At 63.9% G+C, this 13237-nt stretch carries 10 protein-coding genes; 5 read left to right on the top strand and 5 right to left on the bottom strand.

Translation table 11 applies throughout. From position 1 onward, the window contains the following. Position 1 precedes the first annotated feature (1 nt). Complete coding sequence (locus JQ574_RS01760; RefSeq protein ID WP_212205641.1) at positions 2–1192, bottom strand: ABC transporter substrate-binding protein; 1191 nt, start codon at positions 1190–1192, stop codon at positions 2–4. 232 nt (positions 1193–1424) lie between these two features. Here JQ574_RS01760 and JQ574_RS01755 point away from each other — a divergent pair, with 232 nt between their 5' ends. The 3 genes from JQ574_RS01755 to JQ574_RS01745 all read left to right on the top strand — a co-directional run bounded on the left by JQ574_RS01755 (position 1425) and on the right by JQ574_RS01745 (position 4307). Next, complete coding sequence (locus tag JQ574_RS01755) at positions 1425–1919, top strand: MarR family winged helix-turn-helix transcriptional regulator (RefSeq protein ID WP_212205643.1); 495 nt, start codon at positions 1425–1427, stop codon at positions 1917–1919. A 162-nt stretch (positions 1920–2081) separates the two neighbouring features. Next, positions 2082–3761, top strand: coding sequence for a benzoate-CoA ligase family protein (locus JQ574_RS01750; protein ID WP_212383205.1), 1680 nt, complete (start codon positions 2082–2084; stop codon positions 3759–3761). A gap of 87 nt (positions 3762–3848) precedes the next feature. Next, positions 3849–4307, top strand: a complete 459-nt coding sequence (locus JQ574_RS01745) for a RidA family protein (protein ID WP_212205646.1) — start codon at positions 3849–3851, stop codon at positions 4305–4307. A 154-nt stretch (positions 4308–4461) separates the two neighbouring features. On the opposite strand, the gene JQ574_RS01740 is transcribed toward JQ574_RS01745, so the two are convergent. Continuing rightward, positions 4462–6771, bottom strand: coding sequence for a penicillin acylase family protein (locus tag JQ574_RS01740; RefSeq protein WP_312014639.1), 2310 nt, complete (start codon positions 6769–6771; stop codon positions 4462–4464). A gap of 224 nt (positions 6772–6995) precedes the next feature. Between JQ574_RS01740 and JQ574_RS01735 the strand changes: the two genes are divergently transcribed. Both JQ574_RS01735 and JQ574_RS01730 read left to right on the top strand, forming a co-directional pair. Further along, positions 6996–8240 carry an aminotransferase class III-fold pyridoxal phosphate-dependent enzyme gene (locus JQ574_RS01735; protein WP_212205649.1) on the top strand — a complete coding sequence of 415 codons (1245 nt, stop codon included), beginning with the start codon at positions 6996–6998 and terminating at the stop codon, positions 8238–8240. 80 nt (positions 8241–8320) lie between these two features. Continuing rightward, a complete protein-coding gene (locus JQ574_RS01730) occupies positions 8321–9898 on the top strand; it encodes a gamma-glutamyltransferase family protein (RefSeq protein WP_212205651.1) in 1578 nt (525 codons plus the stop codon). A gap of 2 nt (positions 9899–9900) precedes the next feature. Here the strand turns inward: JQ574_RS01730 and JQ574_RS01725 are convergent, their stop codons facing one another. The 3 genes from JQ574_RS01725 to JQ574_RS01715 are packed head-to-tail and all read right to left on the bottom strand — an operon-like array spanning position 9901 to position 13236. Then, positions 9901–11187 (bottom strand): aspartate aminotransferase family protein, encoded by a 1287-nt coding sequence (locus JQ574_RS01725; protein ID WP_212205652.1) that lies wholly within the window; start codon positions 11185–11187, stop codon positions 9901–9903. 5 nt (positions 11188–11192) lie between these two features. Next, positions 11193–12359: a phosphotransferase gene (locus tag JQ574_RS01720; RefSeq protein ID WP_249119019.1), complete on the bottom strand. Its 1167-nt coding sequence runs from the start codon at positions 12357–12359 to the stop codon at positions 11193–11195. After that, positions 12301–13236 carry a glyoxylate/hydroxypyruvate reductase A gene (locus tag JQ574_RS01715; protein WP_212205656.1) on the bottom strand — a complete coding sequence of 312 codons (936 nt, stop codon included), beginning with the start codon at positions 13234–13236 and terminating at the stop codon, positions 12301–12303. Before JQ574_RS01715 ends, JQ574_RS01720 begins: the two co-directional genes overlap by 59 nt. Position 13237: the final 1 nt, after the last annotated feature.

The raw sequence follows: 13237 nt of genomic DNA, 5'->3' as shown, positions 1-13237 counted from the left end.
CTTATTTAGCCGCCGTGCAATCCTTGGCGTAGCGGTCGCCGTAGTTCGAAAACACCTTTTCGACAATCTCGGTCTGGAACTTGCCGTCCGGGCGCTTTGCCACTTTGGTGAGGTAGAAGTTCTGGATCGGATAGCCGTTGACGTTGAACTTGAAATCGCCGCGCAGCGAGGTGAAGTCGGCCTTCTTCAGTGCCGCCGATACCGCGTCCTTGTTGGCGAGATCGCCCTTCGTCGCCTTGACGGCACTGTCGATCAGCATCGCGGCATCATAGGCCTGGAAGGCGTAGGTGCCGGGCACGATGTTGTAGGCCGCCTCATAGCCGGCCACGAATTTCTTGTTCTGCGGATTGTCCAGATTGGGTGCCCAGTTCGAGCCGCCGAACATGCCGACGGCGGCGTCCTGCTGCGCCGGCAGCGTCGATTCATCGACGGTGAAGGCGGAGAGGACCGGAATGCGATCGGCGAGACCGGCCTGCCGGTATTGCTTGACGAGGCCGACACCGAGGCCACCCGGCATGAACGTGAACAGCGCGTCGGGCTTCGAGGAGGATATCTTGGTCAGCTCGACCTGGAAATCGGAGGTGTTCAGCGGCAGATAGCTTTCCTCGACGATCTCGCCCTTGTAGTCGATCTTGAATCCGGCGGCAGAATCCTTGCCCGCCTGATAGTTCGGCACCAGCACATAGACGCGCTTGTAGCCGCGATCCTGAGCGACCTTGCCGAGGATCTGATGGACCTGATCATTCTGGTAGGAGGTGACGTAGAAGAACGGGCTGCACTCCTTGCCGGCATAGGTCGAAGTACCCGCGTTCGGGCTGATCAGAAACGTCTTGTTGTCGGTGACCGGCTTGTGAATGGCCTGGAGGATGTTGGAGAAGATCGGGCCGACGACGAAATCGACCTTTTCGCGTTCCAGGAGGCCCTTGACCTTGGTCACCGCCGCGTCCGGCTTCAGTTCATCGTCGACCACGACGACTTCGACGTCCTTGCCGCCCATCTTGCCGCCGAGGTCCTTTACCGCGAGCGCAAAGCCGTCGCGGACCTGCTGGCCGAGCGCCGCCGGAGGGCCGGATAACGTCACGATGACGCCGATCTTGATCTTCTCCTGCGCCGCGGCTTGTCCTGCGGCGACACTCAGCAAGACCGCAAGCAAGGCTAACTTGGGTCCCGCCAATTTCAACGGCTGCATCATGACTGCTCCTTCATTCGGCCGCAGCCGAAACCACCACAAATCGCTTCTTGCAAAGCAGCTTATTCTGAGGATGACGGCCGCCGCAAGCAACAAGCCCGCAAATAAGAATCCATGTAAGAAAGCCATGCAAGCTGCGCGCCAAATGCTTGAACCCTAAAGAAATCTGGACCATGATAGCAAGCTGCGCTTGGTTCGGATTCCCCCGCACACGCAAATCGGACAAGATGGCGTCATGATGCTTGATTCAGAGACCAAGGCGGTCGAACTCCCCGAGGATCACGGGGATGAAATCAGGCTGTGGCTCCGCCTTCTGACCTGTACCACCCTGATCGAAGGCGAGGTTCGCAGCCGTCTGCGCGAGCGCTTCGATGTGACGCTGCCGCGCTTCGATTTGATGGCCCAGCTCGACAAGGTGCCCGACGGCATGACGCTGTCCGACGTCTCGAAGCGGATGATGGTGTCGAACGGCAACGTCACCGGGCTGGTCGAACGGCTCGTCGAATCCGGTCACCTCGACCGTCGCACCTCCGATGCCGATCGCCGCGTTCAGGTGATCCGCCTGACCAAGGCCGGCCGTGCCGAGTTCCGCAAGATGGCGGCCGAGCATGAACTATGGATCGCCGACATCTTCGGGGATCTGACGCCGAAGGATGTCCGCGAATTGATGCGGCTGCTGGCCAAGACCAAGGCCTCGGCGCAAAAATCCGCGAAGGCGCGGACGGCGTAGGCGCAGCCGGGAACTGGCGGCGCGCGCCGGCTTCCAAAAAAGAGTGGAGCAGCCCTGATCTGGGCCCTTGCGCCAAATTACTTTAAGTATAAAATGATTGCCAATGGAGCACTGCCGGACGGTCTTCACAAGCCTTTCATCCCGAACGCGAGGGCGATGGAAATGTCAGGTAGAACTTTAGACCTTGGCCCATCGGGGCACGTCGACGATTTCGCGCGGCGAAACCTGCCGCCGCCGGACCAATGGCCGGAACTGGTTCTGGACCGGCCGGAATTCCAATACCCCGAATATCTCAATGCCGCGGTCGAACTGACCGACCGGATCGTCGAGAGAGGCTTCGGTGATCGCACTGCGCTGATCGGGAATGGCCGCCAGCGCACCTACAAGGAACTTGCCGATTGGTCGAACCGCCTGGCGCATGCGCTGGTGGAGAATTACGGCGTCAAGCCCGGCCACCGCGTGCTGATCCGCTCCGGCAACAACCCGGCTTTGGTGGCGGCGTGGCTCGCGGCGACCAAAGCGGGCGCCGTCGTCGTCAACACGATGCCGATGCTGCGTGCCGGCGAACTGACCAAGATCGTCGACAAGGCCGAGATCGCGCTGGCACTGACCGACAGCCGCATCGCCGACGAACTGGTTGCCTGCGCCAAGACCAGCAAGTTTCTCAAGCAGGTGGTGAATTTCGACGGCACGTCAAACCATGACGCCGAGCTCGACAGGGTGGCGCTCAACAAGCCGGTCCGCTTCGACGCCGTCAAGACCGGGCGGGATGATGTCGCGCTGCTCGGATTTACCTCGGGCACCACCGGCGAGCCGAAGGCGACGATGCATTTCCACCGCGATCTTCTGATCGTGGCCGATGGTTATGCGCGGGAAGTCCTCAACGTCACCGAAGACGACGTCTTCGTCGGCTCGCCGCCGCTGGCCTTTACGTTCGGCCTCGGCGGCCTTGCGATCTTCCCGCTGCGGTTCGGCGCGACAGCGACTTTGCTGGAAAACGCCTCGCCGCCCGAGATGGTCAAGATCATCGAGGCCTACAAGGCCACGATCTGCTTTACGTCGCCGACGGCATATCGCGCGATGATGGCGGCGATGGACAAGGGCGCGGATTTGTCGTCGCTGCGGCTGGCCGTGTCGGCCGGCGAGACCTTGCCGGCGCCGGTGTTCGACAGCTGGACCCGCAAGACCGGAAAGCCAATTCTCGACGGCATCGGCAGCACCGAATTGCTGCACATCTTCATCACCAACCGGGTCGGCGAGGCCGTCGCGGGAACGACGGGACGCCCGGTGTCTGGATACGAGGCCAAGATCGTTGACGATGACATGAAGGAGTTGCCGGCAGGCACGGTCGGCAAGCTGGCGGTTCGCGGCCCGACCGGATGCCGCTATCTGGCGGATTCGCGGCAATCGAATTACGTGCGCGACGGCTGGAATCTGACCGGCGATTCGTTCGTGCGCGACGAGTCGGGACGCTTGTCGTTCGTCGCCCGTTCGGATGACATGATCGTTTCCTCCGGCTACAACATCGCAGGTCCCGAGATCGAGGCAGCGTTGCTGACACACCCCGCAGTCGCAGAGTGTGGCGTGGTTGGCGCGCCCGATGAAGCGCGTGGCATGATCGTCAAGGCCTACATCGTGATCGCCTCCGGCTTCGATGCCGATATGGCGCTGGTGGCGGCGTTGCAGGAGCACGTCAAGCGCGAGATCGCGCCGTACAAATATCCGCGCGCGATCGAGTTCGTCGCACAATTGCCCAAGACCGGCACCGGAAAATTACAGCGGTTCGCGCTGCGGCAGATGGCGCAGGCCAATCCCGCCTCGGCGGGCATGGCCGCGGAGTGAATAGCATAGCGTTTTCGAGCGAAGTGGATACCGGTTCGCTAAAGAAGACGCGTCAAACAACAATCTGGAAGTGATGGAGAGATTTTTGTGAGCACGCAAAAAGGGCCCACGCTGGCGGTGTTGCCGGTGGCGAAGGGCGAGGGGCCGGCTTCGGGCCTGCAGATCCTGCAGCCGAGCGGCTGGCCGGTGCCGAAAGGATACGCCAACGGCATGGCGGCCGACGGACGCCTGATCGTGACCGGTGGCGTGATTGGCTGGGACGCCAGCAACGTACTGGCCGATGGCTTCATCGCACAGGTGCGCCAGACGCTGGAGAACATACTCGCGATCCTGGCGGAGGGAGGCGCGAAGCCCGAACACCTGGTGCGCCTGACCTGGTATGTCGTCGACATCGAGGAGTATCTGGCGAACCTGAAAGCGCTCGGAAAAGTGTATCGCGAAATCTTCGGCGCGCATTACCCGGCGATGGCGCTGGTGCAGGTGGTGCGGCTTGTCGAGAAGGCCGCACGGGTCGAGATCGAGGCGACGGCCGTGGTGCCGCGGTAACTTTCTCCTTCGTCATGGCCGGGCATAGCCGTCTGAAGGACGGCGTCGCTTCCGCTCGCTATGCCCGGCCATCCACGTCTTTCTTGCTTCGTGAGAGCCAAGACGTGGATGCCCGGGTCAAGCCCGGGCATGACGAAGTTTGCTGAGCAAGCCTTCAACTCCTGCTGAGCATCTGGTGCGAACTCGCCCCGCGCTTGATTGCTTCCCAGTCGTAGAGCATCGGCACCATTTCGCCTTTTGCCCATGTCGCGTTCTGGTTCGCGTAATGCGGACTGGCCGGATGGCCCGACGCGCCATGGAAGACGATCCAGCGGCAGTTGTTCCAAGCGCCGACGTCGAAGACGTAGCGGGACAGTGCAGACGAGGTGGCCTGAAAGCCGAACTTCATCGAATATCCCGCCATGAATACGCAATCATTGTCGCCGGAAATCTTGGCGCAATCCTTGTCGAGCTGGCCGGCATGATCCGGGAAAGCGACCGAGAGTGCGTGCTTGAGCTTTGGCGTATGCAGCGTGCCCCAATCGGCGGTCGGCGCATTCTTCGACACCGTGACCACAGCCTCGCGCAGCAGCTCATTCCAGGTCGCGCCCTTCAATAGACTCTCGTCATTGCTGCGCAGCAGTTGCGGCAGCGTCCACCAGAACTGGACTTCCGGAAACAGGCCCGGTGCCACCTTGGTGAAATCGCTCTCAGTGGTCTTGTCGAGGCCCGATCGGCGAAGCGCGAGCTTTGTCAACTCCAGCCGGACGGCGGAATACGCCGCGGCCGCGACCGAGTCTCCGCGCATCTCGCCATCCCAGCCGAGGATCAGGTCGCACAATTGCTTCGTCTGCGCCGGCAGCCCGATCGAGCGAAGGCGTTCGCGGATTTCGATGGCGGGAATGCTCAGGAGGTCGCGGTGAATGGCCGGCATCTGCTCGGGCGAGGGCCGCTTCAATTCCTTGAGCCGCAGCCAGATGCGGCGGGTGCGGTGCGGCGGCATCGGGTCGGTCGAGAGATAAGGTTCGCGCTCGGGCTCCACCACGCGATTATTGGCGGTCACGATCATTCCTTTATCCGGCGCAATCGTATGCGGCATGTCTTCGAACGGCACCATGCCGTCCCATTCGTGCTCGCCGGTCCAGCCCGGCACCGGCAGCCAGCCATTGGAGCGCGGCCGCTTCGGCACCAAGGCGCGCACGCGATGGCCGATTTTGCCTGACGTGTCGCCGGCAACGACATTATGGTCCAACAGCGCAAAGCCGCGCGTCGCTTCGTATAGTTGCTCGACCGACTTGGCGCGCAGCATCCGCACCATACAGTCGAACGACGAATCAGGCACCGCGAACTGCACGGATTTCAGCGCCAGCGCGGTGCCCTTTGTCGGGTCGCCCGCGATCACCGGCCCATGTTGGGTTTCGACCACGTTGATCGTAACGTCATTGCCGCCTCGCACCTTGATGGTTTCAGGGCGCTGCGTCGCGGGCAGCATCTCTCCTTTGAAGCGATAGTGGCGGGCGTCGGCGTCGAATTGTTCGACATAGAGATCGTGGATGTCGACAAAGGCATGCGTCACGCACCAGGCGACGTTGGCTGTGTGACCAAAATGCGGGAAACCGGGCACGCCGGGGACGGTGAGGCCGATGACGTCGAACTCGTCGCAGGCGAGATGCGCCTGCGCGTACATGTTCGGCATCTCCAATATTCGATGCGGATCGCCGGCGACGATCGCCCGGCCGGTCGCGGTGCGCTCGGCCGAGATCGCCCAATTGTTGCTGCCACCATCGAGCTCGGCGCCCATCTGCTCCTGGGCGGTCGCCAGCAGCGCTGAGATGCCGGGCTTGAGATCGGCAAGCGCAGCCGCCAGCCTTTTGCCTTCGACGCCTGGCGGCACGCACAGCAGATCGCTGCCGCCATCATCGAAGCGCAGTTTTGCGATGTTGTCGGCGCCGACGATCGGCAGCGCCGCGGCGCGCCACAGCTTCCACCACACCGATCCCATCAGGAACCCGATCTGCCGCATGACAGCGATGGAATGCCAGGGCTCCCAGGCGACAGGTTCGCAGCCGAGGATTTTGTATTCGACCGGCCATCGGCGCAACGCGATGAAGGCGTTGACGCCGCGCGCGTACGCCACCAGCATTGCCTTGGCCTCGTCGCCGAGCAGGGCATAGTCACGGCGCGAGGCGGCGTCGCCATTCATCTGCCGGGCAATCACATCGCCGGCAACAGCGCGGGCGCCGAGCCATTCGGCATATCGACCGGTGCCACGCCGCAACAATGCCTCCATCTGCCAGAGCCGGTCCTGCGCCTGCGCAAACCCGAGCCCGGCGAATGCATCCTGAAAGGTGCTGCCGCGGACATGCGGGATGCCCCACGCATCGCGCCAGATGTCGACAGGGCCGAGCAGCCCCTTCACCTGCGCCGGGCTGACATAGTCCGGCAGGTGATCGGCCGGGTTGATCCGGGTGGTGGTTGCGGTCACAGGGCGCTCCCGAGCTTTTCTGATTTGTTGTTCTTGCGGCGGACGCATCATACGCATGCGCGCATGCAAAGCCATGCCCGACGGGCACGCATTTCGCCGGCATCTTGCCGTTGTTCGCGTGCGATGCTTTGATGGCGGGATGGAGTCTCTCCCTTCATCGAAGCGGGGAGGCGCCACGTCTGCGGCCGCCGAGAAAAACAACAAGCGCACACCAAGAGGACGCCATGAACAAGCCAGCAGCGGTATTGAGCGAAACACAGAGCGCGGATGCGATGTTGCGGGCGCGAGCCCAGCGCGTGGTGCCCGGCGGCATGTGGGGACATCTCAACGCCGCGCGGCTGCCGGAAGGCTATCCGCAGTTCTTCGCCTCCGCCGAGGGATGCCGGGTGCGCGACGTCGACGGGCGCGAATATATCGACTTCATGTGCAGCTGGGGACCGGTGCTGCTCGGCCATCGCCACCCCGAAGTGCAGGCGGCGGCCGAGGCGCAGGCCGCCTTCGGCGATTGTCTGAACGGGCCGGGCGAGGTCATGGTGGATCTGGCCGAAGATTTCGTCGCGATGGTGCCGCATGCTGACTGGGCGATGTTCCAGAAGAACGGCGGTGACGCGACCACGGCTTGCGTGACGATCGCGCGGGCCGGCACCGGTCGGCGCAAGGTGCTGGTCGCCAAGGGCAGCTATCACGGCGCGTTGCCCTGGTGTTCGCCGAGCGTGGCCGGCGTCACCAGCGAAGACCGTGCGCATCTGCTGCACTTTGAATACAACGACGTCGCGAGCCTGCAGGCGGCGGTCGATGAAGCGGGCAAGGATCTTGCCGCGATCCTGGTCACCGGTTTTCGACACGATATCGCCCGCGATCTCGAATTGCCGACGCGCGAATTCGCCGCCGCTGCACGTGCCGCGTGCGACGCCACCGGTGCCGCGCTCGTTCTCGACGAGGTGCGCACCGGGCTGCGGCTCGATGTCAGGGGAAGCTGGGAGGCGCTCGGCGAGCGCCCTGATCTCGCCGCCTGGAGCAAGGCCATCGCCAATGGCTACGCGCTGGCGGCGGTGACCGGCAATGATAAATTCCGCGAGGCGGCATCAAAAGTGTTCGTCACGGGATCATTCTGGTGCGGCACGGTGGCGATGGCGGCGGCGCGAACCACGCTGCGTATCGCACGGGAAACCGATGTCCCCGGCCATATCCGCGCTATGGGCCTGCGGCTGCGTGAGGGGCTGGCGTCGCTGGCAAATCAGCACGGCATCGCGATCCGTCAGAGCGGTCCGCCGCAAATGCCGCTGATGCTGTTCGACGCCGATCCGGATGTGAAAAAGGGGCGGGCGTTCTGTTCGGCGGCCTTGCGCCATGGCGCATTCTTCCATCCCGTGCACAACATGTTCCTGTCCGCAGCCCACCAGGCCGCTGATATCGATGCGGCGCTGGAAGCGGCCTCGCACGGTTTTAGAGCCGTCCGGTCTCTTTAACCTCTCAAGATAAGAGGGCATGATCTTTTCCGAAAACCGGATTCCACTTTTCGGGATCATGCCCTGAAGGAGTTTCTCAATTGCGTAATTTTTTCTTCCCCGGCCGCTCGCCGGTCTATGCCGCGCAGGCGGCCGCCGCCACGTCGCACCCGATGTCGACCTTGGTGGCATTGGAAATGCTTCGCTCCGGCGGCAATGCCATCGATGCCGGGATCGCGGCGGTCGCCGTGCAATGCGTGGTCGATCCGATGATGACAGGCGTCGGCGGCGATTGTTTTGCGCTCTATGCCCCGAAGGGACGTGCGACGCCGATTGCGCTCAACGGCTCCGGCCGCTCGCCGGCGGCGGCGGAGGCCGCATGGTATCGCGAGCGCAAGATATCGATCACCCAGCATTCGCCGCATGCGGTGATGGTGCCCGGCGCGATCGGCGCCTGGGCGCAACTGGTGAAGGACCACGGCACGCGCAGCCTTGGTGAAATCCTCCAGCCGGCGATCAAGCTCGCCGAAGAAGGCTACATCGTGCAGTCCCGCGTCGCCTGGGACTGGGCGCGCAACGCCGGCATCGCGGCCAGGGATCCCGACACCGCGAAATCCTTCCTGGTCGATGGCAAGGCGCCGGTCGCCGGCGCGCGCATGCGTAATCCGCAGCTTGCGGCGACGTTGCGGCTGGTTGCGGAAAAGGGAGAGGCTGGTTTCTACCAGGGCGCGGTGGCCGAAGACATCGTGAAAAAACTGCGCTCGATCGGCGGTCTGCATACGCTCGACGATTTTGCCAGCGCGCAGCCGGAATACGTCACGCCGGTGTCGACGGACTATCGCGGCTATCAGGTCTATGAATGTCCGCCGAACGGGCAGGGACTTGCCGCCCTGATGATGCTCAACGTGCTCTCGAGCTACGACATCGGCAACATGTCCGATGTCGACCGCATCCACATCTTTGCCGAGGCCAGCAAGCAGGTCTATCTGCACCGCGATGCGCTGTTCGGCGACCCAGCGCAAGTCGAGACGCCGGTCGAGTATCTGCTGTCGGCGGAATGGCGCGATCAGGCGCGCCGCCGTATCGATCCGAACAGGGCAAAGCCGCCGGTGCTGTTTCCGGCGCGGCCGCACAAGGATACCATCTATCTATGCGTGGTCGACCGCGACGGCAATTCGCTGTCGCTGATCAATTCGCTGTTCGAGGCGTTCGGCAGCGGCATCCTGGCGCCGGGAAGCGGTGTGATGCTCAACAACCGCGGTTTCACGTTCAACACCGAACAGGGGCATCCCAATTGCGTCGCTCCGCGCAAGCGGCCGATGAACACGATTATCCCGGGCATGCTGATGCGGGACGGCGAGGCGGTGGCGCCGTTCGGCGTGATGGGCGGGCACTACCAGTCGATGGGGCACGTCGAACTATTAACCGGGATCATCGACCGCGGCTTTGACGTGCAGGAAGCGCTCGATGTGCCCCGCAGTTTTGGCCACGACGACGTACTGGACCTCGAACAGAGTATCTCGCCGGTCATCGAGGCCGAGTTGCAGAAGCGTGGGCACAAGATCAGCCGGCCGATCGTTCCGCTCGGCAGCGGGCAGATCATCTGGCGCGACCGGGCAACGGGTTCGCTGATCGCCGGCTCCGACTGCCGCAAGGATGGCAGCGCGGCCGGATTCTAACGTCAGGTTTTGTCGAGTGCCTGCAAGGATTGATCGAGCCGCTCGATCAGTATGTCGGCGTGCTCGGTGCTGAACACCAGCTGCGGCCGGATCTTGAGGACATTGGCTTGCGGTCCCGCCGAACTGATCAGTACGCGCCGCTCGCGCAGCGCGTTGACGATGGCGGCGGTTTCGCTCGCGGCCGGCGGGCCGGCCGGTCCGCCATGCCGCAGCTCCACGCCGAAGAACAATCCGGCGCCGCGTACTTCGGCAATCAATGGATGGCGCGCCTGCAGCTGCCGAAACTGATCACGCAGATAGCCGCCGACGCGCTGCGCATTCGCCAGCAAGCCTTCGGACTCGATCACTTCGAGCACGGCTATGCCGGCGGCCGCCGAGACGGGATTGCCGCCGAAGGTGTTGAAATAGCGTGAGCGCGAGCCGAATTCGGCCAGCACTTCCGGGCGCGCCGCCATACCGGCGACCGGATGGCCGTTGCCCATCGGTTTGCCCATCGTGACCAGATCGGGAATGAGGCCGTGGCGGGCAAAGCCCCACATCTGCTCGCCGGTGCGGCCGAAACCTGGCTGCACCTCGTCGGCGATGAAGATGCCGCCAGCCGCGCGCACCGCCTCGACCGCCGGGAGCAGGAAGCCCGCAGGGTCCGCGAACACGCCGTCGCTGGAGAAGATGGTATCGACCAACAGTCCGGCTGGGCGAATGCCGTTTTTCTTCATGTCATCGAGCGCGCCGCGCACGTGCCGGGCAAAAATCTCGCCGGTGTCGTCGCCGGCGGAGCGCGGCGCCGGCACCAGCCGGGCGTGGCTGTCCTTCGCCAGCGGCAGCCCAAGCGAAGGCGACAACTCGGCCAGCGCGCTGGTGACGCCGTGATAGGCGGTTTCCGTCACGATGAAGCCGGTGCCGCCGGTGCAGGTGCGGGCCACGCGCAGCGCGAGATCATTGGCCTCGCTGCCGGTGCAGGTGAACATGATCTGGCTGATCCCGGCCGGGAAGGTGGCGAGCAGTTTTTCGGCATAATCGAGCACGGTCTCGTGCAGATAGCGCGTGTGCGTGTTCAGCACCGCGGCCTGCCGCGCGATCGCCTGCACGACGTGGGGATGCGAGTGTCCGACCGACGCGACATTGTTATAGGCGTCCAGATAGGCATTGCCGGCGGGATCGTAGAGCCACACGCCTTCGCCGCGGACGAATTGCACGGGCTGTTCGTAGAACAGCCGGTAGGCCGGTCCGAGCAGCCGCTTGCGCCTCGCGATCAGATCATTTGTCGAAGCGGTCTCGTCGATAGACATCTGTCTTACTCCGAATTGCAGGCAGACTGAATTTGCTGCCGGGCCTGGGCCCGGGGAATACCAGCGATTCGCTGCAGTCTGCCCCAGGCCGCCGGATTGTTGCGCAGAATATAGTCCCGATTCCCGGGATAGCGGATGGCCCGCCAGCTGCTGATCACGATGGTCATCACCATGCGCGTCGCGATCAGGTCGAACAATATCTCGAATTCGATGGGCTCGAGCGGCGTGACCGCATCGTAGGCCGCGATCATGTCGCAGGCAGGCGCGAGCGGATCGCTGCCATCGACGACCTGGTACGCCGCTGTCACGGCGAGGTCGACGACCCGGGCGGTCGACGTCATGTCGCCAAAGTCGATGATTCCGGCGATCCGCTCGCTGTTGGCGGAATCGACGACGATGTTGTGCGGGTTGAGATCGTTGTGAAGCGGCTGTTTGGGCAGGCCGGACAGCACGGGAAGGGCGTGCGTCTCGAACCGATCCAGGGTGCGCTCGACGAGAGTGCGTCGGTCGGCCGGGACGGCGTCGATCAATGGACGCAATTCGGCGGCGTGCTGAAGGTCCCACAGCAGCTTGTGATTGGCGCCGGGATGCCGGAAGTCGCGAAGCCCCCGCGCCATCCGCGCGGCGCATTGGCCGAGGTCGCGCCGCAGCGCTGTTGAACTCTCGACGGTGTGGAAGGGCGTTCCGGCAAGAAACGACAGGAGACGCACCACCCGCGTCGAACCGTCGTCGAAGCCGATCTCGAGTTCCGTTGCGCCGTTCAACGCCGGGAAGATGCGCGGCACCGGCAGGCCGGGGTCGGCGGCGGCCAGCTGAACCAGGGCTTCGGTCTGCAGATTCGTGACCGCGCGATCCTCTGTGGGGTTCGCGATCTTCAGCACATATTCGCGTCCGTCCGGCGTCCGCAGCCGGAAATTCTGATCGCGCTCGCTGTCGAGGCGACGCACCGTGACGGGCAGGCCGTAATGTTCGGCCGCCAGTTCCGTGGCAAGCGTCTCCGGAATGCTTGATGCGGCGCGCAGGCCATCGATCGGATGTGCCGCGTCAATCGCGGGAGAGGAGTCTGGCACCGCAGTGTCCTTTAGGCCGTGATCCTTTGGGGCGCGCGACCGGTCAATAGCCGCGTTGGCGGTCGATGGCGTTCGGCGGCCGTCGGCCGGTTTGTATCGCATCGGCGGTTGCGACGACCGTGGTCGCAACGGCCTCGACCCGGACTTCACAGGCGTCGTGTGGCGTCACGACGATTTTGGGATGATGCCAGAACGGGTGCGCCGGCGCCAGCGGTTCGGCCGCGAACACGTCGAGTGCGGCGCCGTCGAGCTGACCGTTTTCCAAGGCGGCCAGCAGGTCAGCATCGACCAGATGCTCGCCGCGGCCGACCTGGATGAGATAGCCGCCGCGGCGCATGCGGGCGAACAGTTTGGCGCTGAGAATGCCTTGGGTCTCCGGCGTCAACGGCAGCAGGTTCACCAGCACCTCGGTTTCGCCAAGCATGGCGGCGAGGCCGGCGGGGCCATGGAAACCTCGAACGGAGGCGGGCGTCGGCTTCGCCGTCCGGCTCCACGCCATGACCGGGAAACCGAGCTGCGCAAGGTCGGCGGCAACGCGCTGGCCGATTTCGCCGTAACCGAGGATGCCGACCGGCACGTCCTGCGCGGCACGCTGCGGGAGGCGCTTCCAAATTCCGTCACGCTGCTGGGCCAGATAAGTTGCGAAACGCCGCTGATGCGAGATCGCATGCCAGATGACAAAGCCTGACATCGTCTGCGCCTGCAGGGGATCGACGATGCGAACGACGTCGATATCCGGCCGCAGGCTCGGGCAGGCGACGATATTGTCGACGCCCGCGCCGATCGAACAGACCGCCTTCAGGTTCGGATAACGCTCGAAGGCATCGGCTGGCGGGTGCCATGCGATCGCAAGGCTGATGTCCGCGTCGGACCCGTTGCGGCGATGATCGACGATTTCGATGCGATCGGCGATGCGAGCGAATTCTGTGCCGAGGTAACCGCGAATATCCAGGCTGCTGCTGACAAGCGCACAACGCATC

The organism is Bradyrhizobium sp. AUGA SZCCT0158 (genome assembly GCF_018130065.1).
Lineage (GTDB): Bacteria > Pseudomonadota > Alphaproteobacteria > Rhizobiales > Xanthobacteraceae > Bradyrhizobium.
The sequence above is the reverse complement of the archived record's forward strand: the minus strand, read 5'-3'. Positions and strand labels throughout refer to the sequence as shown.